Here is a 25,846-nt window from a genome sequence, read left to right as displayed (position 1 = left end):
GTGCACGCCCTCGCGGCCGCGCCGCCGATGTCCGTCCCGGCCCCGCTGCGCCGGGCCCTGCACCTGCTGCCGCTGCTCGCCGTGATCGCCCTGCTCGCCACTCCCCCGCTGGGCGCCGAGGGCTCGGCGACCGCCGCCGACGCGGCCTGCGGGGTCCTCGTGGTGTGGGCGCTGGTCCGGGTCCTGCGCGAGGGCGTCCGGCCGCTGACCCGTACGGCCGCTCTCGTCATGGGGCTTCCCGTGACCGGGATCTGCGTGGCCGCGATGGGGGCGGCCGGTCCCGGCACGGCCGTCGCCGGGCTCGGCCGCTATCTCCAGATCTTCGTGCTGGTGCCGATCGCCGTGCTGCTCCTGCTGCGCGACCGCGAGGACTTCCGCCTCGCCGCGGCGGCCGTGGTGGCGCTCGCCCTGTTCGAGGGCGGCGTCGGCGTCGTGCAGTACCTGACGTCCACCGGCGCCTCCTACATGAACGAGGACATCCGGGCGGTCGGCACCTTCGGCGCCTCCGACATCATGGGCATGGCCACCGTGGTGTCCTGCGGGCTGCTCTGCTCGGTCGGCCTCGCCCTCGACCCTTCCCCAAGCTCTCAACTGCGTTCGAGCAGGGGAGACCCCACCCCCGGCGTGAGCCGCGCCCGCCGCCGGGCCGCGCTCGCCTGCGCGGCCCTCCTGCTGCTTCCGCTCGCCGTGTCGTTCAGCCGGGGCGCCTGGATCGCGACGGCCGTCGCGGCCACGGCCCTGCTGCTGCTCTCCGGGCTGCGCCGCGCCCTCGCCGTCCTCGCGGTGATCGCGGCGGCCACCGTCGTCCTGGTCGGCGCGAGCGGGTCCGGCACGCAAATGCTCCAGGACCGGCTCGCCAGCATCACCCAGGTCGAGAGCGCCCCCGACCAGTCCGTGACCGACCGCTACACCATGTGGGCGGCGGCAGACCTGATGTGGCGCCAGTCCCCGCTCACCGGCGTCGGCCTGAAGGGCTTCCCGGACCACCGCGACGCGAACTCCTCGCTCGCCCTGTCCTCCGGCAGCGACACCTCGGGCGCCGGCGCCGCCTTCAAGCGCCAGCCCCTGCTCTCCCCGCACAACATGTACCTCCTCGTCCTGAGCGAGCAGGGCCTGCTCGGCGCGCTCCCCCTCGTCGGCGGCTGGGCCGCCCTCCTGATCGCAGGCGTACGCAGGCTGCGTCTCGCGCGCAGACGAGGCGCCCCGATGGACTGCGCATTGATCGCCAACGGCCTCCTGATCTGGCTGCTCGTCGACTTCTTCTACGGTGACATCGGCGGCCCCTCGACCGCGGTGACCGCGCTCGTCCTCGGCCTCGCCGCCTGGTGGGCACTGGCCGCGCACAGGGCGGCACGCCCGTGACGAAGATCGTTCCCCCGCTCGCCCCCACGGCCGGCCCTGAATTCGGCTCATCCGGGCGGCTGTTGGCGCGGGCCGCGTTCCTCACCGCCGGGTTCACGGTCGCCGGAGCGCTCCTCGGCCTGCTGCGCGACCAGGCCTTCGCGCACTTCTTCGGCGCCGACACCGACACCGACGCCTTCCTCGTCGCCTGGACGGTCCCCGAGGTCGCGGCGACGCTGCTGATCGAGGACGGCCTGGCCTTCGTCCTCGTACCCGCGTTCAGTCTCGCCCTGGTCAAACGCGCCCGGCACACCGGCCCCGATCCGGTACGCGCCCTGGTGGCGGCCACCCTGCCCCGGCTCATGCTCGCGCTGGCCGGGGGCGGCGCGGTACTGATCGCCGCCGCCCCCGCCGCGGTGGCGGTGCTCGCGCCCGGACTGCCCCGCGCGGACCTGGCCGTCGACTGCACCCGGCTGACCGCGACCTGCGTGTTCACCTTCGGGCTCACCGGATACTGCAGCGCCGCCCTGCGCGGGCACGGCCGCTTCCTGGCACCCGCGTCCATCTACGTGGCGTACAACGTGGGCATCATCGCCCTGCTCCTGCTGCTCGGCAGGGCGTGGGGGGTGCGGGCCGCGGCGGCCGGGGTCGCGCTCGGCGGCGTCCTCATGATCTTCGTCCAGCTGCCCGCGCTGTGGCGCAGCTGGCGGGACCGGGAGCCCGCCGTCTGTCTGCCCGCCGCGCGGCGGGCCGACCGGGGCACGGCGCAGGCGCTGCGGCTCGCCCTGATCGCCCCGGTGGTGGTGTTCGCGCTCAGCCGCCAGACGCAGGTCCTCATCGAGCGGTTCCTGGCCGCGCCGCTGCCCGCCGGGGCCATCTCGCATCTGAACTACGCCCAGAAGGTGGCGCAGATGCCGATGGTGCTCTCGCTGATGCTGTGCACGGTCACCTTCCCCGTGATCGCGCGGGCCCTTGCCGCGGGCGACACCGAGCGGGCCCGGCGCCGGGTGGAGAGCGACCTGATCGTGGCGGGCACCATCGTGCTGGTCGGCGCCTCGGTGGTGGTGGCGTGCGCCCCGCAGATCATCCACGTCCTGTTCCAGCGCGGCGCGTTCACCGTCCACGACACCGCGGCGACCGCCGACGTGATGCGCATGTACGCGCTCGGGCTGCTCGGCCAGACCCTCGTCGGGGTGCTCGCCCGCTCCTACTTCTCCGAGGCCCGGCCCCTGTGGTTCCCGGCCTGCGCCATGCTCGCCGGGCTCGCCGCGACCGCCGTGGCCGGGGCCCTCGCCGTGCCGGTGTGGGGCGCTCCCGGCATCGCCGCCGCCAACGCGCTCGGCATCACACTGACCGCGCTCCTGCTCCTGTGGGGCAGCGGGAGGCGCCGCACGGCGCTGTCCGTGCGCTGGGTGGGCGGGCAGCTCGCCCGGCTCCTGGTGGCCGCGGCCGGCGCGACCGCCGTCTGCTGGTGGGGGGCGCACGAAACCTCAAACCCCGTACTCGCAATGTCAGTTGGAGCCACTTCGGCCGTCGTCGCATTCGCCGTCGTGGCCCGTCTGCTGCGGGTCCGGGAGTTCTGTCTCCTGTTCCGTCCCGTCACACGAAAGCTCTGGCATGCCCGTTGACACGGCAGTCGGCGACCCGTGGGGTCCACTGACTGGTTCGCGACCCCGCCCCGCCGCACCGCTGTGGGTGGCCATGTACCACTCGGTGACCCACACCACGGACGACCCGTACCGCATCACCGTCTCCCCGCGCCGATTCGAGCGACAACTGCGCTGGCTGCGAAGACGTGGCCTCAAGGGGGTGAGCATGGCCGAACTCATCCGGGCCCGCACGGCCGGCACCGTGCAGGGCCTGGTCGGCCTCACCTTCGACGACGGGTACGCCGACTTCACGGCCGAGGCCCTCGCGCTGCTGCGCCGCTACGAGTGCACGGCGACGGTGTTCGTCCTGCCGGGACTGCTCGGCTCCACCAACGAGTGGGACCCGCTGGGCCCGCGCAAGCCGCTCCTCGACGAGCGCGGCATCCAGCAGGCCGCCACCTGGGGCATGGAGGTCGCATCCCACGGCCTGCGCCACCTCGACCTGACCCACGCCGACGAGGACACCCTGCGCCGCGAGGTGCACGAGAGCAGGCAGCTCCTCCTCGACCTCGTCGGGCACGACGTGGCCGGCTTCTGCTACCCGTACGGCGCCGTCGACCTGCGCGCCGTCGACGCGGTCCGCGCGGCCGGCTACCAGTACGCCTGCGCCATCGACCCGGGCCCGCTGACCGGCCGCTACGCCCTGCCGCGCGTCCACGTCGGCGAACGCGACACCGCCTGGCGGCTGCACCTCAAGCGCGCCCTGCACCGCTGGCGCCGGCACGAGCCGGCCGACCTCCCGGAGGGCCCGTGAAGGTCCTGCACATCATCACCGGCCTCGGCATCGGCGGCGCCGAGCAGCAACTCCGGCTGCTGCTGCGGCAGTTGCCCTACCAGGGCGACGTGGTCACGCTCACCAACCCCGGCGCCGTGGCCCGCGCCATCGTCCGCGAGGGCGGCCGGGTCCGGAACCTGGACATGGCGGGCAACCGCGACCTCACGGCGGTCCCCCGTCTGACCAGGCTCATCCGGCGCGGCCACTACGACCTCGTCCACACCCATCTGTACCGGGCCTGCCTGTACGGCCGCATCGCGGCGAGGCTCGCCGGGGTGCGCACCATCGTCGCCACCGAGCACTCCCTGGGCGAGGCCCGCATCGAGGGCCGCCGGCTCGGCCCCGCCGTACGCGGCTTCTATCTGGCGAGCGAACGGCTCGGCACCACGACCGTCGCGGTGTCCCCCACCATCGCCCGGCGCCTGGCCCGCTGGGGCGTGCCCGAGAGCCGCATCCAGATGGTCCCGAACGGCATCGACGCCGCCCAGTTCGCCTTCAACAGCCGCGCCCGCACCTCCGTACGCCGCCAACTCGGGCTCCCCCCGACGGCATTCGTGATCGGCGCGGTCGGCAGGCTGGCCGCGGGCAAGCGGTTCCACGTCCTCATCGACGCGCTCGCCGCACTCCCCGACGCCTGGCTGGTGCTCGCGGGCGGCGGCGCACAGGAACAGCCGCTGCGGGCCCGCGCCGAACGGCTCGGCGTAGCCACCCGGGTGGTCTTCGCGGGCGAGTGCGTCCAGGACGGCACGACCCCGGCGGGCCACCGCCCCAGCCTGGCCGAACTCCTCTCCGCGGTGGACTGCCTGGCCTCCCCCTCCAGCGAGGAGGCCTTCGGCCTGGCCGTCGTGGAGGGCCTGGCGGCGGGACTGCCGGTCGCCTACGTGACCTGCCCGGCGATCGACGACCTGCCCGACGGATCCGCACCCGGCGCGCTGCGCACCGGCCGCACGGCCGCCGCGTTCACCGACGTACTGGACACGTTCCAGCGCTCGGACCGCTCCCGGCTGCCCGTCCCCGACGCGGTGCGCCGCTACTGCGTGACCGAGACCTCGGCCCAGCTGATCCAGGTGTACGAGGCGGCCGCGGCCCGAGCGCCGCGGCCGCACCCGGCGTACGACCGGGTCGGCGTCCGCGTGCCCGGCCCGGCACACGTCTCGACGAACAACTCGACGCACGTCTCGACCAACAACTCGGAGAAAGAAGAGTCCAGATGAGCAGATTCTCCGGCCTGCGGCAGCGTCACAGCGTCCGCCGCCCGCTGCGTTCCCGGGCGCTGCCGCGCTGGTGGCCGCTGCCCGTGTGCGCGCTGCTCGGCGCGACGGCGGGCGGCGTGTACGGCGTGGTGAAGACCCCGGAGTACACCGCGACCAGCTATGTCGTGGTCACCCCCGCCGAGAAGGCCGACCCGTCGGTCGCGCTCGGCTTCGCCCAGGCGTACGGCCGGGTCGCGACCGAGGTCGCGGTCATCGGGGACGCCCAGGTGTGGGCGGGGGTGAGCGCGAACACCCTGCGGGGCAGCGTGCGGACGGCGACCTCCCCCGACGCGCCGATGATCGCGATCACGGCCACCTCGGCCCGGGCCGGGGACGCCGCGGGCATGGCCAACGCGGTGGCCCGGGCCCTCACCGTGAACGGCGCCCACACCCAGGCCGCCACCGGGGTGAAGGTGGTGCAGTTCTCGCGCGCGGCCAAGCCCCTGGCCCCCTCGTCCCCGTCGGCCGCGCTGACCACGCTGGTGGGCGGCTGCGCGGGCGGCCTCCTCGGCGGCCTCACCCTCCTGGCCCGGCCGCGCCGGCGCCCGGAGTCCGAGCCCGAGCTCTCCGCCGCGGTACCGGCCCCGGCCGGCGCCGCCTCCGTGCCGCAGGAGGTCGGCTGATGTCACGGCTCCGCGTGGAGGTGTGCACGGACGACCTGGCCTTCGCGGACCTGGCCCCTCACTGGCACCGCCTGCACAGGAGTTGCCGCACGGCGACCCCGTTCCAGAGCCACGCGTGGCTGCACTCGTGGTGGCTCTCGTACGGGGTGCGGGGACGGCTCCGGGTCCATCTCGCCTACAGGGACGGGGAGTTGGTCGGCGCCGCTCCGCTGATGCGGGTGCTGCGCCCGCTTCCGGCGCTCGTCCCGCTGGGCGGCACCATCTCCGACTTCACGGACGTACTCCTGGACGACACCTGTGCCGAGGAGGCGGCGGACGCCCTCACCGGGGCGCTGATGGCCTCGGCGCGCGGCGCCCTGATCGACCTGGGCGAGGTGCGCCCGGGAGGAGGCGCCGAGCGGATTCACGCCAACTGGCCTTCCACGAGGCGCCGGTTGAGCGACTCGCGCTGTCTGGAACTGCCCGCGGAGGGCATGGACGCACTCCTCTCACGGCTCCCGTCGAACCGGGCCCAGCGCGCCCGCGCCAAGCTCCGCAAGATCGACGCGCTGGGCATCGAGCAGCGCGACGTGCCGCCCGAGGAGGTGCCCGGAGCGCTGCGTACGCTGCTCGAACTGCACGGGCTCCAGTGGCAGGGCCGCGGGGTGACGCGCGAGCACATGCGGCCCCGGTTCGAGGAGCATCTGGCGCGCGCGGTGGGCGAGATGACCCGGCAGGGCGACGCGGTGGTCACCGAGTTCCGCCTGGACGGCGAGGTGGTCGCGGCCGATCTGACCCTGCTCTCCCCGGCGCTCGCGGGCGGCTACCTGTACGGGGCGCACCCCGGCCTGCGCGGCCGCAAGGTGGACGTGGCCACGATGCTGCTGCGGGCCTGCGCCCAGCGCATCGACGGCAGCGGCCGGGCCGCGCTGAGCATGCTGCGCGGCAACGAGCCGTACAAACAGCACTGGCGGCCCGAGGTCCGGGTCAACCAGCGCTTCCTGCTGGCCCGGCGGCGCACCCTGCCACTGCTGTGGGCCAGCACGCTGCACGCGGGCCTGCGACGCCGGGCGGGCGGCGCGCTGCGGGCGCTGCGGCAGTGGCGGGACGGCAGGCCCCGCCCCGCCACGGAGCCCTCAGGACCGGCGTGAGTACCAGTCGAGGCGGAGGCAGAGCTTGCCTCCGATCCAGTACTCGACCCAGGGGTTGAGATCGAGCGGCGAGCAGTTGGCGGGCGGCTTCGGCGAGAGGGGCGCGGTGGGCGTGGGGCTGGGCACCGTCGAGGGCTGGGGGGTCGCCGGGGCCGTGGGGGCCGCCGGAGTGACCGGGGTCGCGGGCACCGTCGGCTGCGGGGTGGGGTCCTTGCGGCCGAACAGGAGCGAGCGGTAGACCTCCGCGGCGAGAGGGTTGTCGGTGCACTCCCACACCCCGTGCGGGCAGTAGTCGGTGATGGTGTTGTAGACCGGCTGGTGCGCGTCCATCCAGGCCAGCATGCGGCGCATGTATTCGGGATTGTCGCCGTTGCGGAAGAGCCCCCATTCCGGATAGGAAATGGGCTTCTTGTGCGCGGCGGCGAAGTCCACGTGCTGCTGGAGTCCGAACGGCTCTTTGACCTGCTCGTCGAATTTCTGGCCCGGGGGCTGGTCGTAGGAGTCCATTCCGATGATGTCGACGAGATCGTCACCCGGATAGCAATCGGTCCACGGCACCGCGTCACGGCCCCGGCTCGGCGCGAAATCGAAGCGGAATTTCTGCCCCGGTACGGAACGCATCGCGGTGACCGCGTTCTTCCAGTATTTCTTCCAGGCGGCCGGATCGGGCCCGCAACGATGGGTGTACGTGGTGCCGTTCATCTCCCAGCCGAGCACGATGACCGTGTCCGGGATCTTGAGCTCGACCAGCCGCTCGGCCAGCTTCTTGAAGTGCTCGTCGTAGTCCCCGTTGGCGCCGTGCGCGAGCAGCTGGCGCACGCGGGCGTCGGGCAGGCCGATCTCGTTGAGGGCCTGCATCGGGACGTTGAGGACGAGGGTGCGGTCGGCGCGCTCGCGGCGCCAGGTGGCCCAGTCGTCGAGAAACCCCGCCTTCCCCTCGATGTCGGACCAGTTGTTCCCGGGCAGATAGGTGTGCCCGACCCGGATGTCGGCACCGCCGAGCCATTTCTCCAGGGCCGCGATGCGTTTCACACCGAGGGCGCCGGAATCCAGAAAGGCGCCGAAATGCGCGACGGAGGGGTGGGCGGGGGGAGGGTCGTTGCCCGCCCCGGGTTGGTGGACCCTGGGTTGCGGGGCATCGGCACCGGGCGCCAGTGCCAGAGTGCAGAGGGCACCCGCCGCCAGAACGCTCGTGGTGAAGGTGGCCGCTCGATGACGTCGCTGACGCATGTGCGCTCCCTTGGTTCTGAAGACCTCCCCGGATTCCCGGTTGGAAAATATTCTTATTGCGCCGATAGGGAAGATAAGCAGCCCACGCCGTAAGCCCCCCGAACGGGGGTACGGGGAAATGGGCGCATTCTGAGGCCCCCTCACAAACCTGCCGGGCGAGGGCCGGTACGCCGAAGGGCCCGGCCCCCGAGGAGGAGCCGAGCCCTTCGACGTACGGACACGTATGTCCAACTTGCACTATGCGTAAGGGAGTTGCGTCGGCATCGAACCCGGCCCCACCCCGAGCCCTCGGCCGTCACTTGCCGCGGGTGGGGGTCCTGGCTGACACCGTCAAGCGTGGGCCATCGCCCTGCCGCGCCGGTAGAGAACGCCCCCGCCGAGCATGAGGGCGGCGGCCCCGCCCGCGGCGGCGAGAAGCGCCGACTCCGCCCCGGTCGCGGCGAGCTGCGGGATGTGCGCCGCGGCCGGGGGAGCGAAGACCCGGGGTGCGGTGTGCCGCGCGGGCGGGACGTGGTGCATGGGCGGGACGTGGTGCATGGGCGGCGTGTGATGCACAGGCGGTGCCTCGTGAACCGGAGGTACGTGATGGACGGGGGGCGTGTGGTGAACCGGAGGTGCGATGCGCACGGGCGGGGCCTCGTGAACCGGGGGCTCCTGATGCTTGGGCGGGCAGTGATGGCGCCGCGGTTCTTCGTGTGAGGCCGGCGGGGCGGGAGGCGCGTGGTGCACGGGCAGCGTCTTGTGGGCCGGAGGCACCTGGCGCGCGGGCGGCGCGTGGCGGGCCGGGGGTGCCTGGTGCACGGGCGGCGCGTGATGCACCGGAGGTGCCTGGTGCACAGGCGGGGCGTGATGCACCGGAGGTGTCTGGTGCACGGGCGGGGCCTGGTGGACCGGAGGCACCTGGCGTGCAGGCGGCGCGTGATGCACCGGCGGGGCATGGTGTGCCGGGGGTGCATGGTGAACCGGCGGCTTGTGATGGGTCGGCGGGGCGTGATGCGCAGGCGGGACCTGGTGGACCGGAGGTGCGTGGTGTACAGGCGGCGCATGGTGGACCGGAGGTGCCTGGCGCGCGGGCGGCGCGTGATGCACCGGCGGGGCGTGGTGTGGCTCGGGTCCGTGCGGGGCCGCGCCCGGGCCGGCCCCGCAGTGGTTACCCATCGTCGGGTTGAGCAGCCCCACGACATCCGCCGTGATCCCGCACACCTGCACCGGCACGCCGAGCGGCGCCGCCGTGGAGTTGCCCGACAGGACACCCGGCGAGTCGCTCGTCACGGACCGCGCCTGACTGGCGGCGCCCCGGGTGCTCTCCGGCCCGTGCGTCTCCGCGGGCTCCTCCTGCTGGTCCATGGGCAGGTGCGCCTTCGCGTACTCCCTCTCGAACCAGCGCTTGAACGCGGACCCGTACACGTCCTCGGCCCCGTACCGAGCAGCGTCCTCGGCCACGCGGTAGGCCCGCTCTTCGGTGGCCTCCCCGGCCTTCGGCAAGCCGTTCGCGCAGGGGTTGCCGAAGGACGGGTTGAGCGCTGCGGCCGGGTTCGCGGTGTTCCCGCACGCCTGGACCGGGACGTCGGCCGGCGCCGAGATCGAGTTCCCCGACAGCAGGCCCGGCGAGCCCATGGTCTCGGCATCGGTGCCGGCGGCCTGGGCGTAACTTCCGCTCATCGAAAGGACGCTCGTGGCTGCCACGGCAGTGAACAGAGTCTTGCTGATGACCTGACGCAATGGGCTGTCTTCCGTGTCGCGGTGAGGTGGGGGGAAATCGACTTTGGGGCGTGCGACGGGCACGCCCCAAAATCGGAGTGAAGAGTTCTGGCGCTACATCACTTGTTGATGCAGGGGTTGCCGAACGCCGGGTTCAGGGCGCCGATCACGGACACGGTGTTGCCGCACAGGTTGACCGGCACGTGGACCGGAACCTGGAGCAGGTTGCCGGACAGGACACCCGGGCTGCCTACGGCGGCACCGTCGGCCTGCGCGTCGGCGAGCGCCGGAGCGGCGGCACCACCCGCGGCGATGGCCAGACCAGCCATGGCCGTCGCGGCCTTCATGTAGTTCACGTGGTTTTCCTTCCCTCGGTCAAAAGTCGCACAACCAGTCGTTGCTCACGGCGCGTAGCCAGAGCATTCGCCCAGGAGCTGCTGACCACCTGGTAACGATCGGTCCAGGCAAAGGAAACCGAACGGGAAGGCCCTGCCGAGTTCCTCACCCAAATGGCAGGAAGGGGTGCTTTCCCCCTTCGGCGCTTTACCCGAAAGGCATTTGGCGCCCAAAAGAACCCGGCCCGCCGCGGTCGGGAGGGGACCGCGGCGGCCCGAGCCACCGCGCAGGCGAATCGGCGCTGCTCAGCCCCTGCCGTTGCCGGACATGACCGGGATCTCGTCCAGGACGTGCGAGAGCGGCTCATCGCCCTTGGCCTGCGTCGAGTTCTCCGTGCACTGCTGGTTCTGCGGCGCGGAGAGGACCGGGACGTCCTGGAGCGCGGAGACCGGCACGACACCCGCGATGGACGCGGCGTTGGCCTTGACCGGAACACCGAGGCAGGGCTTGTTCAGAGAGCCCTGGACCAGCGACAGCTGGGGGCTCATGTCGCCGTCGGTCTTCGAGTTGCCGAAGGCCTGCTGCGCGTCGTTCCCGCTGACGGTGGTGGTGCCGCCGTGGTCGCCGACGGCCATGGCCGGGCCGGCGAGGACGGCGGAGGCGCCGACGAGCGAAACGGCTGCGGCGGACACGGCCATAACCTTCTTGAGCATGGTCTTCCTTTTTCCTGTATGGAGAGCACGCGCAGCACCGCGCTCATATCTACTGCGCCGTACTACTTCTTGGGTCAACTTCACGTCACTTGTTTGGTTCCGGAGCTTCACCCGAACGATTCCCGAGAGGCCGCGAGGAACCCGAACAAAAGGGCCAGGAAGACGACTCCCCTACAGCATCGGATCTCCATATAATCCCAACCGATAAGGGCAGTGGAGATCCGGTCCATCTCATTTTCGTACGGCTGAAGGAGTGAAGGGAAGAAACCAATCCACAGGGGTCCAGTTGGGCAGGTGGCTCTGTATGGGGAATCCACCGGAAAGGGACCACCGTGATCAAGAAGGTTATGGCCGCGTCCGCTGCCACTGCTTCGCTGGTCGGCGCCTCCGCCCTGCTGGCCGCCCCGGCCATGGCCGTCGGCGACCACGGCGGCACCACCACCGTCGGCGGCAACGAGGCGCTCCAGGCGTACGGGAACTCCTCCACGTACGGCAACATGAGCCCGCAGATGAGCCTGATCCAGGGTTCGTTCAACAAGCCCTGCATCGCCCTGCCGGCCAAGGCCAACGTCGCCTCGATCGCGGGTGTCGTGCCGGTCTCCGCGCTCCAGGACGTACCGGTCCTCTCCGCGCCGCAGAACCAGCAGTGCACGGAGAACTCGACGCAGGCCAAGGGCGACGAGCCGCTCTCGCACGTCCTGGACCAGATCCCGGTCATGTCCGGCAACGGCAAGGGCTGAGCAGCACTGAGCCCGCGTTTCCCCAGGACGTCCGGACCGCTGTCCATCCCTTCGGTGGTCCGGCAGCCCGCTTTCCACGGCCGGAGCACCGGTGAATTCCGGGTCCGGTCTTTTGTCGTTTCCGGCACCGGGCGGGCAATGCAGGAAGGCCGAACTCAAGAAGGCCAGTAGAACCCGTTGACGAGCTGGTTCCATTCCCAGTCGGGCCGGCCGGGAACCGTACGCCCTTCGGCGACCCAGGAACGCACCAGATCCGCATACGTGGGTTCGGCCGCCGCCTCGCTCTCGAATTGCCGACGGGTGATCGGGATGAAAGTCTGCCGGCGCCAGGCAGCCTGCGTCTCAGTCATGGTTCCTCACCATCGGTCGTGATGACTGCGTATTTCCGATGCCTGCGTATTACCACGGCCGAGCGGAGTTGAATTCCACAATGCCCCGTTCGGGGGAAAGAGCACAACCGAAAGAGATTCTTTCTGTTTCTCTTGACGGATCCCCGTCGGTGGAATCAGACCAACAGGACAACAGGAGCCCCGTCGACGGCCGGTCCCGGGTCACCCGGGGGCCGGCCGTTCCGTGTGCCCGGGCCCGGTGCCTCAGGCCAGCGCCTCGTCGAGGAGCACCGCCCACTGGGCCACGACCCGCTCCCGGCGGGCCGCGTCGTCGGTGAGCAGGTTGGCCAGGCCCAGGCCCCGCGCCATGTCGAGGAAGCCCTGCACCGTCTCCCGTACGCCCGGTACGGACTCGTCGGCGGCGAGGAGTTCCACCGCGATGCGGTGCGACTCGCGGCCCACCCTCGCCTCCAGCTCGGTGACCCGGGCGTGCAGCTGGGGCTCGTTGGCGGCGGCGACCCACAGGTGCAGCGCCGCCCGGAACAGCGGGCCCGTGTAGAGACCGACCAACGCGGCCACGACCTCCCGCCGGTCCGTGCGGCCCAGGGCCCGCAGGGCGGAGGACCGCTGTTCGGCGACGTACTCGACAGCAGCCGTGAACAGGTCCTCGCGGGTCGGGAAGTGGTGCTGGGCGGCGCCCCGCGAGACCCCGGCGCGCTCGGCGACCACCGACACGGTCGAGCCCGCCCAGCCGTGCTCGGCCAGACACGCCACGGCTGCTTCGAGGAGGCGCTGCCGGGTGGCCCGGCTGCGGTCCTGCTTCGGGGTCTTCGGCGGGGTCGCCCTCGGTGGGGTCGTCTCCGGTGGGGTCACAACACCCATGCTGGGTCCCGTCGTTCGAGGAAGGCCGTCACTCCCTCCCGCGCCTCGGCGGAGGCGAAGAGGGACGCCGAGCGGGCGGTCAGTTCCTTGGACCAGCGGTCGAAGGTCTCCGACACGGTAGCCGTGACCAGCGCCTTCGACGCGGCCAGGCCCTGCGGCGAGGACCGGCGCAGCCCGTCGAGGACCGGTACGAGTGCCTCGTCGACGTCGTCGGCGGCGAGCGTGACGAGTCCGGTGCGGGCCGCCTCCGCCGCGTCGAACCGCTCGCCCGTGAGGTAGTAGCGGCTCGCGGCGCGCGGGTCCATGCGGGGCAGCACCGGCATGGAGATCACGGCCGGCGCGAGGCCGAGCCGCGCCTCGGTGAACGCGTACGAGGACCCGGGCCCCGCGACCGCGATGTCGCACGCCGCGAGCAGCCCGAGGCCGCCCGCGCGCACGTGCCCGGTGACGCGCGCCACCACCGGTTTGGGGAGTTCCACGACCGTACGCATCAGGTGCACGAAGGCCGCAGGGTCCGGCGGGGCCTTCAGGTCGGCGCCCGCGCAGAACGTGCCGCCGGTGTGGGTGAGCAGCACGGCCCGTACGTCCGGGTCCCCGGCGCACCGCGCCAGCGCCTCGCCGAGCTCGGCCACCAGAGGCGCCGACAGCGCGTTGCGGTTGGCGGGCGAGTCGAGGGCGAGGGTGGTGATGCCCCGCTCGTGGTCGGCCCGTATGAGTGTCACGTCCGGTCCTTCTCTCGTCGGCGCAGCTCGCGTCGCAGGATCTTGCCGGACGCGGCGCGCGGCACGCTCTCGATGAACTCCACGCGGCGGACCTTCTTGTACGGGGCGACGCGTTCGGCGACATACGCCATCAGCTCGTCCGCGCCCAGGTCCGGCGCTCCGGGCCGGCGCACGACGAAGGCCTTGGGGACCTCGTTGCCGTCGGCGTCGTACACGCCGATCACGGCGGCGTCCGCGACCGCGGGGTGGGTGAGCAGCAGGGCTTCCAGGTCGGCGGGGGCGACCTGGAAGCCCTTGTACTTGATGAGTTCCTTGACGCGGTCGACGACGTACAGCCAGCCGTCGTCGTCGACGCGGCCGACGTCGCCGGTGTGCACCCAGCCCTCCGCGTCGATCAGGTCGGCGGTGGCTTCGGGGCGGCCGAGGTAGCCCTTCATGACCTGCGGGCCGCGGATGGCGACCTCGCCCTCCTCACCGGGCTCGGCGTCGCGGGCCGGGTCGTCCAGGCGCAGGATGCGCATCTCGGTGGACGGGAGGAGCTTGCCGACCGCGCCGGGCGGAGGGTCCGGGGTGGCCAGCGGGACCGTGTGGGTGCCGGGCGACAGCTCGGTCATGCCGTACCCCTGGCGTACCGGCGGCAGCCCCAGCCGGGCCGAACAGGCCGCCGCCAGACGGGAGTCGAGCGGGGCGGCCGCGCTCACGATGTACTCCAGGGAGGAGAGGTCGTACCGGGCGACCGCCGGGTGCTTGACCAGGGCGAGCACGATGGGCGGGGCGACGTACAGGCCCGTGATGCGGTGTTTCTCGATCGCGCCGAGGAACTGGTCGAGGTCGAAGCGCGGCAGCACGACGACGGTCGCGCCGGACCTCAGGGGCGCGTTCATGAGCGCGGTCATGCCGTAGATGTGAAAGAAGGGCAGCACGGCGAGGATGCGCTCACCGGGCACCATCGGGACCAGCGGCTGCAGTTGGGCCAGGTTGGTGGCGATGTTGCGGTGGGTGAGCATGACGCCTTTGGGGACGCCTGTGGTGCCGGACGAGTACGGCAGTACGGCGATGTCCTCGGCGGGGTCGATCGTGACGGCGGGCTCGGGGGCGTCGCCGCCGGTCAGGAGGTCGTGGAGGACCGAGCGGTGCCCTTCGGCCCGGTCGCAGACGAAGATCTCCTCGATGCATCCGACGAGTTCGGCGGCCCGGCGGGCGGTCTCCAGGAGCGGGGCCACGGTGACGATCCAGCGCGCGGAGGAGTCCGCGAGCTGCTTGGCGAACTCATCGGCGGTGCACAGCGGATGGACGGTCGTGACGGCCGCCCCGGCCCGGCTGGCCCCGTAGAACACAACGGGGTAGAGGAGGGAGTTGGGACTGTGGAGAGCGACCACGTCCCCCTTGCGCACCCCGCTCGCGGCGAGCGAAGCCGCCAGCTTCCGGTGCCAGCGGTCGAGTTGCCCGTATGTGATGGTGGTGGCGCCGCTGGGATCGGCCCCGTCGATGAGGGCGACGGCGTCGGGGTGAGTGGCAGTGGACCGAGCGAGAACGGCCTGGTGAATGGCCTCGTCGACGATGGGTACGTCGGCGTACTCGCTGCGGAAGATCCGGGGGGAGTCCATGCGGGGCCTCCAGTTGCGTCTCTGAGCAGACCTGTCGAAGTCGGGTGCGGTACGTGCTGATAGGGGCGCGGGGGCTGTGACATTGTGCGGCTCCCGCCGCGATGGGCCCGCTGTTCGAGCGAAGCCGAGCGCTCGGGGGAGCTACCGGCCACGACGGCCCGCAGCCGAATCACCCACCCCCGCGGAAGCGAGCCGCGCTCAGTACGACTTGGGCAACCCCAACGACTGGTGGGAGACATAGTTGAGGATCATCTCGCGGCTGACCGGAGCGATCCGGGCCACCCTCGCGGCCGTGATCAGCGAAGCAAGCCCGTACTCCCGCGTCAGCCCGTTCCCACCCAGGGTGTGAACAGCCTGGTCGACGGCCTTGACACACGCCTCGGCCGCCGCGTACTTGGCCATGTTCGCCGCCTCCCCCGCCCCGACATCGTCCCCCGCGTCATACAGCGCCGCGGCCTTCTGCATCATCAGGCGGGCGAGTTCGAGCTCGATGTGGGCCTGGGCCAGGGGGTGGGCGATGGCCTGGTGGCCGCCGATGGGGAGCTTCCACACCTGACGGGTCGTGGCGTAGTCGACGGCCCGCGCGAGCGCGTAACGCCCCATGCCGATCGCGAACGCGGCCGTCATGATCCGCTCGGGGTTGAGCCCGGCGAACAGCTGGAGCAGGCCCGCGTCCTCGTCGCCGACCAGAGAGTCCGCGGGCAGCCGTACGTCGTCGAGGACGAGCTCGAACTGCTTCTCCGCCGCCTGGAGTTCCATGTCGATCTGCGAGCGCCCAAAGCCCGGGGTGTCGCGCGGGACGATGAACAGGCAGGGCTTGAGGCTGCCCGTGCGGCCCTCTTTCCTGTCGGACACAGCCTCGGTGCGGCCGACGATGAGCGTGGCGTCCGCTATGTCCACACCCGAGATGAACACCTTGCGGCCGGTGAGGACCCAGCCGTCGCCGTCCCGGCGGGCGGTGGTGGTGATGCGATGCGAGTTGGACCCGGCGTCGGGCTCGGTGATGCCGAAGGCCATGGTGAGTGAGCCGTCGGCGAGGCCCGGCAGCCACTTCCGCTTCTGCGCGTCCGTACCGAAGCGCGCGATGACCGTGCCGCAGATGGCGGGCGAGACCACCATCATGAGAAGCGGACAGCCCGCCGACCCCAACTCCTCCAGAACGATGGACAGTTCGGCCATCCCGCCGCCCCCGCCGCCGTACTGCTCGGGCAGGTTCACGCCGAGGTAGCCGAGCTTGGCGGCCTCCGACCACAGGGCGGCGCGGTCGAACCCGCGTCCGTGCCGGGCGCCCAGTGCGGCGACGGCGGCGCGCAGATCCTTGTTCTCCTGGCTCTCGATGACTCCGGTCATGCTGGTTCAGCCTCCTGAGCGATCACGGGACGACGAGCGGACGGGCTACGGAACGACTGGAGGACGGCCTACGGGACGACCACGGCGAGCAGGGCGCCGACCTCGACCTGTCCGCCGGGGGCGGCGTGGAGCGCGGCGAGCGTGCCGGAGGCGGGAGCGCTGATGCGGTGCTCCATCTTCATGGCCTCCAGCCAGAGCAGCGGCTGCCCGGCCCTCACGCGACAGCCTTCCTCGACCCCGTCGGCGACCCGCACGACGACCCCCGGCATGGGAGCGAGCAGCGAGCCCGGCGCGACGAGGTCACTGGGGTCGGTGAAACGGGGGTGCGCGGTGAGGGCGTGGGACCCGGATGCCGTGTCGACGTAGACGGTGTCGCCGTCCCCGTACCGCGCGATGCTGAACTCCCGTACCACGCCGTCGATTTCGAGCCGCACGCAATCGGGCCCGGCGCCGTCGAGACGCACCTCGGGATGCCCCTCGGCTTCGAGGCCGTGGCGGGTGAGCCGGTAGCGGACCTCGTGCTCGCCGTACCGCTTGACCTGCGGCTGCGAGGGTACGTTGCGCCAGCCGCCGCCGAACCGGCCGGCCCGGGAGGCGGCGTCCGCGAGGGCGGCGGCGAGGGCGGCGTGGCGGCTGCCCGGGGCCGGGGTGGTGAGTTCGGGGAGGTTGCGGTCGTAGAAGCCGGTGTCGAGGCGGCCTTCGCTGAACTCGGGGTGCCGGAGGGAGCGCACGAGCAGGTCGCGGTTGGTGGCCGGGCCGTGGATGCGGGCGCGTTCGAGGGCGCGGGCCAGCTTGCGGGCGGCTTCGGGGCGGGTGGGGGCGTGGGCGACGACCTTGGCGAGCATGGGGTCGTAGTGGACGCCGATGGTGTCGCCTGCGGCGTAACCCGAGTCCAACCGGGCGCCTTCGAGGACCAGTTGATGGACGATGCCGGTCTGCGGGGCCCAGTCGGCGGCCGGGTCCTCGGCGTAGAGGCGGGCCTCGATGGCGTGGCCCCGAGGTGCGGGCGGGGTCGGCGGGAGGGCTTCACCCTCGGCGACACGGAGCTGAAGGGCGACCAGGTCGATGCCGAACACGGCCTCGGTGACGGGGTGTTCGACCTGGAGGCGGGTGTTCATCTCCAGGAAGTGGGCCTTCGATCCCGCGACCAGGAACTCGACGGTGCCCGCGCCCCGGTAGTCGGTGGCCTTCGCGGCCCGTACGGCGAGGGCGTGCAGCTCGTCGGTCAGCTCGGGGCCGAGGCCGGGCGCGGGGGCCTCCTCGATGACCTTCTGGTGGCGGCGCTGGAGTGAGCAGTCGCGGGTGCCGAGCACCCAGACCGTGCCGTGGGCGTCCGCGAGGACCTGTACTTCGACGTGCCGCCCGCCCTCGATGTAGGGCTCGACGAAGACGGTCCCGTCACCGAAGGCGGCCAGGGCCTCAGCTTTGGCCGACATCAACTGACCATTGATATCTGTCAGTTGACGAACAACTCTCATTCCCCGTCCGCCGCCACCCGCCGAGGCCTTGATGAGGAGCGGGAGGTCGTCCTCGGTGACGTCGGCGAGGTCGAGGGGCGGCAGACCCATGAGTTCCTTGGCGCGGGTCTTGGACGCCATGGCCTCGATGGCCTCGGGGGGCGGGCCGATCCAGGTGAGCCCGGCGCCGGTGACGGTCCGCGCGAACTCGGCGTTCTCGGACAGGAAGCCGTACCCGGGGTGCACGGCGTCGGCGCCCGCGGCGAGGGCGGCCTTCACGACGAGGTCACCGCGCAGATAGGTCTCGGCGGGCGTGGCCCCCGGCAGCCGTACGGCGCTGTCCGCCTCCCGTACGTGCAGGGCGCCCGCGTCGGCGTCCGAGAACACCGCGACCGTGGAAATGCCCAGCTCACGGCAGGTGCGGAAGACCCGGCAGGCGATCTCGCCCCGGTTGGCGACAAGTACGGACCTGATCATGTCCCTCACGCTGATGTCCCTCACATCCGGAAGATGCCGAAGCCGCCGCGGGCGCCTTCGACGGGGGCGGTGTGGATCGCCGACAGGCAGATTCCGAGGACGGTGCGGGTGTCGCGGGGGTCGATGACTCCGTCGTCGTACAGCCGCCCGGACAGGAACATCGGCAGCGACTCGGCCTCGATCTGCTGCTCCACCATGGCGCGCAGCGCGGCGTCCGCCTCGTCGTCGTACGGCTGTCCCTTGGCCTGCGCGGAGGCCCGGGCCACGATCGACAGAACACCCGCGAGCTGCTGCGGCCCCATGACGGCGGACTTGGCGCTCGGCCAGGCGAACAGGAAGCGGGGGTCGTAGGCGCGCCCGCACATGCCGTAGTGCCCGGCTCCGTAGGAGGCGCCGATGAGGACGGAAAGGTGCGGGACCTTGGAATTCGATACAGCGTTGATCATCATCGCGCCGTGCTTGATGATGCCGCCCTGCTCGTACTCCTTGCCGACCATGTAGCCGGTGGTGTTGTGGAGGAAGAGGAGGGGGATGTCGCGCTGGTTGGCTAGCTGGATGAACTGCGCGGCCTTCTGTGATTCGGCGGAGAAGAGGACGCCCTGGGCGTTGGCGAGGATCCCGACGGGGTAGCCGTGCAGCTCGGCCCACCCGGTGACGAGGCTGGGCCCGTAGAGTCCCTTGAACTCGTCGAATTCCGACCCGTCGACGATCCGGGCGATGACCTCGCGCGGGTCGAAGGGGGTCTTGAGGTCCTCGGGCACGATGCCGAGCAGCTCGTCCTCGTCGTACTTGGGCGGCTCGACGAACTTGATCGGATCCGGGTGCGCCTTGCGGTGGTTGAGGCGGGCGACGATGCGGCGGGCCTGGCGTATCGCGTCCCGCTCGTCGACGGCGAAGTGGTCGGCGAGCCCGGAGGTACGGGCGTGCATCTCGGCCCCGCCGAGCGACTCGTCGTCGCTCTCCTCGCCGGTGGCCATCTTGACGAGGGGCGGCCCCCCGAGAAACACCTTGCTCTGTTTGTTGATCATCACCGTGTGGTCCGACATGCCGGGCACGTACGCACCGCCGGCCGTGGAGTTGCCGAAGACGACGGCGATGGTGGGGATGCCGGCCGCGGACAGCCGGGTGATGTCCCGGAAGATCGCCCCGCCCGGGATGAAGATCTCCTTCTGGGAGGGGAGATCGGCGCCGCCGGACTCGACGAGGCTGATACAGGGGAGCCGGTTGGTGTACGCGATCTCGTTGGCGCGCAGGGCCTTCTTGAGCGTCCAGGGGTTGGAGGCGCCGCCGCGGACGGTGGGGTCATTGGCGGTGATCAGGCACTCGACGCCCTCGATTGTGCCGATGCCGGTGACCATCGAGGCGCCGACGGGGTAGTCGCTGCCCCATGCCGCGAGCGGCGACAGTTCGAGGAAGGGGGTGTCGGGGTCGAGCAGCAGCTCGATGCGCTCGCGGGGGAGCAGCTTGCCGCGCCTTCGGTGCCGGTCGGTGTACTTGGCCCCGCCTCCGGCGATCGCCTTGGCGTGCTCGGCGCGGAGCTCGTCGAGCTTGGCCCGCATGGCCGCGGCGGCCTGGCGGTGTTCGGGGGCGGTGGGGGTGAGGGTGGTGGGGAGGATGGGCATGGGGCCTCCTTGGGGAGTGGGGGTCATTCAGTGGGCGGGGGCGCCTGCGGCGGGTGGTGGGGGGAAGCCGGGTGGGGGGGAGCTCAGCCCAGCAGATCCACCGGCACCGCCACCTCCCGGCTCCGCAACCACTCCCCCACCCCCTTCCCCTGGGGATCGAACCGCCCCTGCGAAGCGACGCCCTCCCCCAGCAGCCCCTCCACCACGAAATTCAGCGCCCGAAGGTTCGGCAGCAGGTGACGGACGACTGTCAAATTCCCGATTTCAGGGAGCAGTTGACGAAATTCGTCAACGGTCAGCGCATGCGCCAGCCACCGCCAAGCCGCATCCGATCGCACCCACACCCCCACATTCACGTCCCCGCCCTTGTCCCCGCTCCGCGCCCCCGCCACCGCCCCCAGCGGCACCCGCCGAGTCGGCCCCGAAGGCTCGAAGGGCGGAAGGGGCGGCGACGGGACCGCCTCAAGGCGAGCGGTCACAGCAGCCGGCTCGATCAACTCCCGTATGCCATCAGGCAGTACAGCCACCTGCTCCACGGCCCCCGCATCGACATACACCGCCGAGAACACCCCGTACGGCGCCCCCTTCCCCGGCGGAGCCGTGACGTGGAAGCCGGGGTAGCTGCCGAGCGCCAGCTCGATCGCCGCGCCGCTCACCACCCGCCCCACGGCCTCCGGATCGGAATCCCGCACGACAAGCCGCAGCAGCGCACTCGCACACTCCTCGGTGGAAGCATCCGGCCGATCAGTACGAGAAAGCTCCCAACTCACCATCGCAGGGCTGGATTTGGCCCGCGCGAAGGCATCCTCGATCTGCCCCCGCACCAGATCGGCCTTCGCCTCGACATCGAGCCCGGTCAGCACGAACACGACCTCGTTGCGCCAGCCGCCGATGCGGTTGATCCCCGCCTTGAGGGTCGGCGGTGGCGCCTCGCCCCGTACGCCGGTGATGCGCACCCGGTCGGGCCCGTCCTGGCCGAGCCGTACGGTGTCGAGCCGCGCGGTGACATCGGGCCCGGCGTACCGGGCGCCGGACGTCTCGTACAGGAGCTGCGCGGTGACCGTGCCGGTGTCGACGACGCCGCCGGTGCCGGGGTGCTTGGTGATGATGCTGCTGCCGTCGGCGTGGATCTCGGCGAGGGGGAAGCCGGGCCGGATGAGGTCGCGGGTCGCGAAGTCCGTGAAGAAGGAGTAGTTCCCGCCGGTGGCCTGGGTGCCGCACTCCAGGACGTGCCCGGCGACGACCGCGCCGGCGAGCGCGTCGTACTCCTCGGGCCCCCAGCCGAACCACCACGCGGCCGGCCCGGTGACCAGGGCGGCGTCCGTGACGCGCCCGGTGACGACGACGTCCGCCCCGCCGCGCAGACACGCCGCGATGCCACCGCCACCGAGGTACGCGTTGGCCGTGAGCGCCCCGTCGGGCAGCGGAAGCGCGTCACCCTCGACGTGAGCGACTCGCGCAGGCACGCCGACACGCCCGCTCAACTCCCGTACCGCGTCGGCCAGTCCAGCGGGGTTGAGCCCGCCCGCGTTGGCGACGATGCGTACCCCGCGTTCCTGCGCGATGCCGAGGCACTCCTCCAGCTGCCGCAGGAATGTCCTGGCGTACCCGAGCCGTGGGTCGCGCAGCCGGTCGCGGCCGAGGATGAGCAGGGTGAGTTCGGCGAGGTAGTCGCCGGTGAGGACGTCGAGGGGGCCGCCGGTCAGCATCTCCCGCATCGCGTCGAAGCGGTCGCCGTAGAACCCGGAGGCGTTGCCGATCCGCAGTATTCGCCCGTTTTCGCTCACGAGGCGCCCTTGGGCGGGCGGCCGGGGCCCGCGGGGCCGGCGAAGGCCTGGGCGATGTCGAGCCAGCGGTCGGCGTCGGCGCCTTCCGCGCGTACGGCGGTGTCGGAGCGGTGCAGGCGCTGGGTGACAAGCAGGCAGAAGTCCAACGCGGGTCCGGTGACGCGCTGTTGGGCGTCGTCGGGCCCGTACGTCCACGTGCTCGCACCGTCCGGCGCGGTGAGCTCGACGCGGAACTCGTCGGTCGGCGGCGTCAGCCCTCGCACCGTAAAGGCATAGTCACGGGCGCGGATGCCGATGCGGGCGACGTGGCGGAGCCGGTCGGTGGGCTTGCGGGTGCGGCCGAGGGCGTCGAAGACGTCCTGGCCGTGGGCCCAGGTCTCCATGAGACGGCCGGTGGCCATGGAAGCGGTGGACATGGGCGGCCCGTACCAGGGGAACCGTGCTCCAACAGGTGCTTCCCGCAAGGCCTGTTGGAGCTGTACGCGGCTGTCCCGCCACCACGCGAGCAGCTCGGCGGGCGGGAGCAGGGCCCCGGCCTCGGCCCCGTCGTCCACGAAGCGGTCCGGCGCCGCGACGGCCTTCTCGACCTCCGCCGCGAAGGCGTCGGGGTCGGTGACGGCGAGCAGGGCGGCGGTGTCGGTCCAGGCGAGGTGGGCGACCTGGTGCGCGATGCTCCACCCGGGGGCGGCGGTGGGAGTGGCCCATTGGGCAGGGCTCAACTCCCCGACCAGAACGTCGAGTTCACCCCCTTCGTCACGCAGATCGTCGAGGACGGCGAGAACGGCGTCGGCAGGACCGGCCGGTTCGGACACAGTGCGCTCCCCTCCGGGACAGCGGGTGTGCCCCGGAGCATGGCAGGCGGGCCTGAAACAAGCAAGCGTGCTTGCATTTATTTCTGGCCTTGGCTTTCCCCTCCTCGCCCCTTCCCGATGTTCCCGAGGGCGCACTCAAAGGGGAGCCCCCCCCCATTCATGCGTTACCGGGCGGCACAGGAGCGGTGCGACAGACCGCCGAGGGTGAGCCAGTGGGTACTTCGCACATGGGGCAAGAGGTCACGGTGGCGGCGGTAGCGCCTCGCACAGCTTCACGGCGGAGGTCGTGCGCAGCGCGCCAAGTTCGACGTACGCTCGCCCCGATCCCGTCACCAGGGCCCGAACTCGCACCGCCTCCTCTTCAGGCACACCCGCACCCATGAGAGCGGCTCGCAACAGGTCCGCCACGTGGTCAGCCTCCGCAAGGGAGCTCTTGTACTGCTCCATGGAGATCAATGCCCTGCCCTTTCGGTGCACTCAAAGTGCCTGTACCGCACGGCGGTTGGCTCATCACCTGCACTCTGGAAGCGGCGCGCGGGCATCAGCGGCCTGAACCTCTCATCGCACTCCGAGCACCGGCTCTCGGCGGGTGGGTAGGTGCTGTACTCGTCCTTGATCTGCGCACTGGCGGACATGTTCACCGTCCTCTCACGTCTTGGTGTGGTGATCCTCCCGCTGGTCGCCAGGACGGAGGAACCTCGTACGTTTCCCACTCTGGGACGTCCCAGCAGGAGTAGAACGTCCCCGGTACGTCGATGAGTCGGGGGAAGGTCTGGCCATGTCGAATGAGCGCCTACGGGCAGTCATGGCGTCTGGAGGATGGACGCACGGGAGCTTGGCCGAGGCGGCGGGAGTCGATCCGAAATCCGTTGAACGATGGGTGAATCTCGGCCGAACACCACGGCGGGCAACGGCGCTCAAGGCCGCCGAGACGCTAGGGGAAGACGTGCACGCCCTTTGGCCGTCGCTAAGGCAGGCACGTTCCGCGCGAGCCGTCGGCCCGGAGCTCGTGGCACTGTACGGCCAGCGGGCGGACTTGCCGGTGTCCATGTACGTGGATCTACTTGCGGCGGCACGGGAGCAGATCGACGTGTTGGTGTACGCCGCCGTGTTCCTTCACGAGGCTTACCCCCGACTGAACGACTTGCTCAGAGAGCGCGCAGCCGAAGGGTGCTCAGTGCGGATTGCCCTAGGCGACGCGGCCAGTACGAACGTTCAACAGCGCGGCCAGGAAGAGAGGTTCGGCCACGGTATCGAGAGCCGTTGCCGTCTGACACTCATGCACTATCGGCCCTTGCTGGGGGTACCCGGCATTGAGCTGCGGACCCACGCAACTACGCTCTACAACAGCGTGTTCCGCGCTGACGACGAGGCGCTGGTCAACGCCCACGTATGGGGCGTGAACGCCTATGGCGCGCCCGTGTGGCATCTCCGGCGCAACGGTGGCGGGGGCATGTTCGACACCTACGCGGAGAGCCTTCGACGCCGTATGGGGGACGGCCCGACCCGTGGAAGGGTGATCACATGGCACGGACCGAGTACTACGACGACCCGAACGCACCGGAGCCCAACAGCCTGGTCGTTGCCGCCTCCGCCGTCGTCACGGATGACCAGGGCCGCATCCTGCTCCAGCGGCGCCGGGACAACGGCTTGTGGGCGCTTCCCGGTGGGGCCATGGACATGGGGGACTCGCTGCCCGGTACGGCCGTCCGGGAGGTCAGGGAAGAGACGGGTCTGGACGTGGAGATCACGGGGTTGGTCGGCACGTACACGGACCCCCGGCACGTCATCGCGTACAGCGACGGCGAGGTGCGTCGGCAGTTCGCTGTCGTCTTCACGGCGCGCGTGGTCGGCGGGGAACTCGCCCTGTCGGACGAGTCGACAGAGCTGCGTTACGTCTCGCCCGCCGACCTCGACGCGCTGCCCATGCACCACACACAGCGGCTACGGCTGACGCACTACCTGGAGCACCGGGACCGGCCCCATCTCGGCTGAACCACCGGGGTTCGATGCGCTCGAACCCGGCGGGGTCCAGGGCGCACCCCCTGGGGATCGACTCTCTCCACCCCCAGTCGCTGGGGGGACGGGCGGGCAAACGCCCCGGGGGCCAGGGCGGAGCCCCAGGGGGCCCTGCCCGACCACCCCGCACGCACAGGCATCCCCCGCCAAGGGAGCCACCCCGCGCAACCCAGAGCTAACCCGAGACCGCCCGAATCTGCGTCCGTACCGCCCCCATGCTCGCGCCGATCACCAGGGCGATGGCCAGTGCCTGGGGCCAGGACAGGGCCTGGCCCAGGATGAGGAAGCCCGCCGTCGCCGCGATCGCCGGCTCCAGGCTCATCAGGATCGCGAAGGTGGACGCGGGCAGGCGGCGCAGGGCCAGGAGTTCCAGGGTGTAGGGCAGCACCGAGGACAGGACCGCCACCGCCGCGCCCAGCGCCATGGTGGAGGGGACGAGGAGCTTTCCGCCCGCCTGCGCGATGCCTATTGGCAGGAACAGGACCGCCGCCACCGCCATGGCAAGGGCGAGCCCATCGGCCTGCGGGAAGCGACGCCCCGTACGCGCGCTGAACAGGATGTACACCGCCCAGCACGCACCCGCCCCCAGCGCGTACGCCACCCCCACCGCATCCAGGCTGCCGAAGCCTCCCCCGCCCAGGAGGACGACGCCCGCCAGGGCCAGCGCGGCCCACAGGACGTTCACCAGGCGGCGCGACGCGAACACCGACAGGGCCAGCGGGCCGAGCACCTCCAGGGTGACGGCGACCCCGAGCGGGATGCGGTCGACGGCCTGGTAGAACAGCCCGTTCATGCCGGCCATCGCCACCCCGAACGCGACCACCGTTCCCCAGTCCGCCCGCGAATGCCCCCGCAGCTTCGGCCGGCACACCAGCATCAGCACCAGCGCAGCGGCCACGAGCCGCAGCGTGACGACCCCGGCCGCCCCCGCCCTCGGCATCAGCGTCACCGCCACCGCGGCCCCGAACTGCACGGATATGCCGCCCGCCACCACCAGCGCGACCGGCCCGAACGCCGCCCGGCGCCCGCCCGGGCCCGCGCCCTTCAGCGCACCGGCAGCCTCCGGTACGGCGACGGCGGCCGCCGCGACCGGCTCCGCCGCGCCCGCGCCCTTGACCGGATTCACCGGCGCTCCTCTCCCATCGGATTCAGCATCCCGGGCGGCCGACAAGCCGCCATCGATCGATCGCTCCATCGATTCACCGATTCACCGATTCACCGATCGAGCAGTCCATCAGAATGCACTCACTCATTCAGTATCTTGGACTGCGGTCGTCCGGCGCAACCACCT

22 protein-coding genes and 2 pseudogenes are annotated in these 25,846 nt (G+C 71.5%); 9 read left to right on the top strand and 15 right to left on the bottom strand.

Annotated features, from left to right (window positions below):
- Genes ACSHXC_RS21855 through ACSHXC_RS21830 form a run of 6 tightly spaced genes read left to right on the top strand, consistent with a single transcriptional unit; the run spans position 1 to position 6,771 of the window.
- Positions 1-1,362 (top strand): O-antigen ligase family protein, encoded by a 1,362-nt coding sequence (locus ACSHXC_RS21855; protein WP_438293203.1) that lies wholly within the window; start codon positions 1-3, stop codon positions 1,360-1,362.
- Positions 1,359-2,969: a murein biosynthesis integral membrane protein MurJ gene (murJ, locus tag ACSHXC_RS21850; RefSeq protein WP_438293202.1), complete on the top strand. Its 1,611-nt coding sequence runs from the start codon at positions 1,359-1,361 to the stop codon at positions 2,967-2,969. Before ACSHXC_RS21855 ends, murJ begins: the two co-directional genes overlap by 4 nt.
- A complete protein-coding gene (locus ACSHXC_RS21845; RefSeq protein WP_438293201.1) occupies positions 2,959-3,744 on the top strand; it encodes a polysaccharide deacetylase family protein in 786 nt (261 codons plus the stop codon). The genes murJ and ACSHXC_RS21845 overlap by 11 nt, the downstream gene beginning before the upstream one ends.
- Positions 3,741-4,979 (top strand): glycosyltransferase, encoded by a 1,239-nt coding sequence (locus ACSHXC_RS21840; protein WP_438293200.1) that lies wholly within the window; start codon positions 3,741-3,743, stop codon positions 4,977-4,979. The genes ACSHXC_RS21845 and ACSHXC_RS21840 overlap by 4 nt, the downstream gene beginning before the upstream one ends.
- Entirely contained in the window at positions 4,976-5,641 is a 666-nt protein-coding gene (locus ACSHXC_RS21835; protein ID WP_438293199.1) for a lipopolysaccharide biosynthesis protein, read from the top strand. The genes ACSHXC_RS21840 and ACSHXC_RS21835 overlap by 4 nt, the downstream gene beginning before the upstream one ends.
- On the top strand, positions 5,641-6,771 hold the full coding sequence (locus ACSHXC_RS21830) for a GNAT family N-acetyltransferase (RefSeq protein ID WP_438293198.1): 1,131 nt from the start codon (positions 5,641-5,643) through the stop codon (positions 6,769-6,771). Before ACSHXC_RS21835 ends, ACSHXC_RS21830 begins: the two co-directional genes overlap by 1 nt.
- Here the strand turns inward: ACSHXC_RS21830 and ACSHXC_RS21825 are convergent.
- The 5 genes and pseudogenes from ACSHXC_RS21825 to ACSHXC_RS21805 all read right to left on the bottom strand — a co-directional run bounded on the left by ACSHXC_RS21825 (position 6,757) and on the right by ACSHXC_RS21805 (position 10,751).
- Complete coding sequence (locus ACSHXC_RS21825; protein ID WP_438293197.1) at positions 6,757-8,001, bottom strand: glycoside hydrolase family 26 protein; 1,245 nt, start codon at positions 7,999-8,001, stop codon at positions 6,757-6,759. The two genes, ACSHXC_RS21830 and ACSHXC_RS21825, sit on opposite strands and share 15 nt — an antisense overlap.
- Positions 8,002-8,331: 330 nt before the next feature.
- Positions 8,332-8,538: an LPXTG cell wall anchor domain-containing protein gene (locus tag ACSHXC_RS21820; protein ID WP_438297113.1), complete on the bottom strand. Its 207-nt coding sequence runs from the start codon at positions 8,536-8,538 to the stop codon at positions 8,332-8,334.
- Between the two features lie 663 nt (positions 8,539-9,201).
- Positions 9,202-9,618 (bottom strand): annotated as a pseudogene (locus ACSHXC_RS21815) (chaplin family protein); the annotation flags it as partial.
- A gap of 203 nt (positions 9,619-9,821) precedes the next feature.
- Positions 9,822-10,049, bottom strand: a complete 228-nt coding sequence (locus ACSHXC_RS21810; RefSeq protein WP_438296742.1) for a chaplin — start codon at positions 10,047-10,049, stop codon at positions 9,822-9,824.
- A 294-nt stretch (positions 10,050-10,343) separates the two neighbouring features.
- On the bottom strand, positions 10,344-10,751 hold the full coding sequence (locus ACSHXC_RS21805) for a rodlin (protein ID WP_438293196.1): 408 nt from the start codon (positions 10,749-10,751) through the stop codon (positions 10,344-10,346).
- A 332-nt stretch (positions 10,752-11,083) separates the two neighbouring features.
- On the opposite strand from ACSHXC_RS21805, the gene ACSHXC_RS21800 reads away from it, so the two are divergent.
- Positions 11,084-11,491, top strand: coding sequence for a rodlin (locus ACSHXC_RS21800; RefSeq protein ID WP_438293195.1), 408 nt, complete (start codon positions 11,084-11,086; stop codon positions 11,489-11,491).
- Between the two features lie 155 nt (positions 11,492-11,646).
- Here the strand turns inward: ACSHXC_RS21800 and ACSHXC_RS21795 are convergent, their stop codons facing one another.
- The 9 genes from ACSHXC_RS21795 to ACSHXC_RS21755 all read right to left on the bottom strand — a co-directional run bounded on the left by ACSHXC_RS21795 (position 11,647) and on the right by ACSHXC_RS21755 (position 22,536).
- Positions 11,647-11,841, bottom strand: coding sequence for a hypothetical protein (locus ACSHXC_RS21795; protein ID WP_438293194.1), 195 nt, complete (start codon positions 11,839-11,841; stop codon positions 11,647-11,649).
- Between the two features lie 243 nt (positions 11,842-12,084).
- Positions 12,085-12,702 (bottom strand): TetR/AcrR family transcriptional regulator, encoded by a 618-nt coding sequence (locus ACSHXC_RS21790; RefSeq protein WP_438293193.1) that lies wholly within the window; start codon positions 12,700-12,702, stop codon positions 12,085-12,087.
- A complete protein-coding gene (locus ACSHXC_RS21785; protein ID WP_438293192.1) occupies positions 12,690-13,424 on the bottom strand; it encodes an enoyl-CoA hydratase family protein in 735 nt (244 codons plus the stop codon). Before ACSHXC_RS21785 ends, ACSHXC_RS21790 begins: the two co-directional genes overlap by 13 nt.
- Entirely contained in the window at positions 13,421-15,031 is a 1,611-nt protein-coding gene (locus ACSHXC_RS21780; protein WP_438293191.1) for a 4-coumarate--CoA ligase family protein, read from the bottom strand. Before ACSHXC_RS21780 ends, ACSHXC_RS21785 begins: the two co-directional genes overlap by 4 nt.
- Before the next feature lie 198 nt (positions 15,032-15,229).
- Positions 15,230-16,381 (bottom strand): acyl-CoA dehydrogenase family protein, encoded by a 1,152-nt coding sequence (locus tag ACSHXC_RS21775; RefSeq protein WP_438293190.1) that lies wholly within the window; start codon positions 16,379-16,381, stop codon positions 15,230-15,232.
- A 68-nt stretch (positions 16,382-16,449) separates the two neighbouring features.
- Positions 16,450-18,315, bottom strand: a complete 1,866-nt coding sequence (locus ACSHXC_RS21770; protein WP_438293189.1) for a biotin carboxylase N-terminal domain-containing protein — start codon at positions 18,313-18,315, stop codon at positions 16,450-16,452.
- A gap of 20 nt (positions 18,316-18,335) precedes the next feature.
- Positions 18,336-19,937 carry an acyl-CoA carboxylase subunit beta gene (locus ACSHXC_RS21765; protein ID WP_438293188.1) on the bottom strand — a complete coding sequence of 534 codons (1,602 nt, stop codon included), beginning with the start codon at positions 19,935-19,937 and terminating at the stop codon, positions 18,336-18,338.
- A gap of 83 nt (positions 19,938-20,020) precedes the next feature.
- Positions 20,021-21,655: an acyclic terpene utilization AtuA family protein gene (locus ACSHXC_RS21760; RefSeq protein WP_438296740.1), complete on the bottom strand. Its 1,635-nt coding sequence runs from the start codon at positions 21,653-21,655 to the stop codon at positions 20,021-20,023.
- Between the two features lie 65 nt (positions 21,656-21,720).
- Positions 21,721-22,536, bottom strand: a complete 816-nt coding sequence (locus ACSHXC_RS21755) for a TIGR03084 family metal-binding protein (RefSeq protein WP_438293187.1) — start codon at positions 22,534-22,536, stop codon at positions 21,721-21,723.
- Between the two features lie 778 nt (positions 22,537-23,314).
- Here ACSHXC_RS21755 and ACSHXC_RS21750 point away from each other — a divergent pair.
- Together ACSHXC_RS21750 and ACSHXC_RS21745 are read left to right on the top strand one after the other, a co-directional pair.
- A pseudogene (locus tag ACSHXC_RS21750) lies at positions 23,315-24,056 on the top strand (XRE family transcriptional regulator).
- 4 nt (positions 24,057-24,060) lie between these two features.
- Complete coding sequence (locus ACSHXC_RS21745; protein ID WP_344377020.1) at positions 24,061-24,531, top strand: NUDIX domain-containing protein; 471 nt, start codon at positions 24,061-24,063, stop codon at positions 24,529-24,531.
- Between the two features lie 199 nt (positions 24,532-24,730).
- On the opposite strand, the gene ACSHXC_RS21740 is transcribed toward ACSHXC_RS21745, so the two are convergent.
- Positions 24,731-25,681, bottom strand: coding sequence for an EamA family transporter (locus ACSHXC_RS21740; RefSeq protein WP_438293186.1), 951 nt, complete (start codon positions 25,679-25,681; stop codon positions 24,731-24,733).
- Positions 25,682-25,846: the final 165 nt, after the last annotated feature.

Source organism: Streptomyces sp. HUAS TT7 (assembly GCF_051550175.1).
Taxonomy (GTDB): domain Bacteria; phylum Actinomycetota; class Actinomycetes; order Streptomycetales; family Streptomycetaceae; genus Streptomyces.
Note: the sequence above shows the minus strand (reverse complement) of the source record. Positions and strands in the feature narration are given on the sequence as shown.

Bases quoted from the DNA above. Each gene is read 5' to 3' on its own strand.
- ACSHXC_RS21790 (WP_438293193.1), bottom strand. From the start codon at position 12,702: ATGGGTGTTGTGACCCCACCGGAGACGACCCCACCGAGGGCGACCCCG.
- ACSHXC_RS21780 (WP_438293191.1), bottom strand. From the start codon at position 15,031: ATGGACTCCCCCCGGATCTTCCGCAGCGAGTACGCCGACGTACCCATC.
- ACSHXC_RS21765 (WP_438293188.1), bottom strand. From the start codon at position 19,937: ATGCCCATCCTCCCCACCACCCTCACCCCCACCGCCCCCGAACACCGC.
- ACSHXC_RS21770 (WP_438293189.1), bottom strand. From the start codon at position 18,315: ATGATCAGGTCCGTACTTGTCGCCAACCGGGGCGAGATCGCCTGCCGG.
- ACSHXC_RS21825 (WP_438293197.1), bottom strand. From the start codon at position 8,001: ATGCGTCAGCGACGTCATCGAGCGGCCACCTTCACCACGAGCGTTCTG.
- ACSHXC_RS21835 (WP_438293199.1), top strand. From the start codon at position 4,976: ATGAGCAGATTCTCCGGCCTGCGGCAGCGTCACAGCGTCCGCCGCCCG.
- ACSHXC_RS21745 (WP_344377020.1), top strand. From the start codon at position 24,061: ATGGCACGGACCGAGTACTACGACGACCCGAACGCACCGGAGCCCAAC.
- ACSHXC_RS21810 (WP_438296742.1), bottom strand. From the start codon at position 10,049: ATGAAGGCCGCGACGGCCATGGCTGGTCTGGCCATCGCCGCGGGTGGT.
- ACSHXC_RS21775 (WP_438293190.1), bottom strand. From the start codon at position 16,381: ATGACCGGAGTCATCGAGAGCCAGGAGAACAAGGATCTGCGCGCCGCC.
- ACSHXC_RS21760 (WP_438296740.1), bottom strand. From the start codon at position 21,655: ATGCGGGAGATGCTGACCGGCGGCCCCCTCGACGTCCTCACCGGCGAC.
- ACSHXC_RS21805 (WP_438293196.1), bottom strand. From the start codon at position 10,751: ATGCTCAAGAAGGTTATGGCCGTGTCCGCCGCAGCCGTTTCGCTCGTC.
- ACSHXC_RS21830 (WP_438293198.1), top strand. From the start codon at position 5,641: ATGTCACGGCTCCGCGTGGAGGTGTGCACGGACGACCTGGCCTTCGCG.
- ACSHXC_RS21795 (WP_438293194.1), bottom strand. From the start codon at position 11,841: ATGACTGAGACGCAGGCTGCCTGGCGCCGGCAGACTTTCATCCCGATC.
- ACSHXC_RS21820 (WP_438297113.1), bottom strand. From the start codon at position 8,538: ATGCACCACGTCCCGCCCATGCACCACGTCCCGCCCGCGCGGCACACC.
- ACSHXC_RS21845 (WP_438293201.1), top strand. From the start codon at position 2,959: ATGCCCGTTGACACGGCAGTCGGCGACCCGTGGGGTCCACTGACTGGT.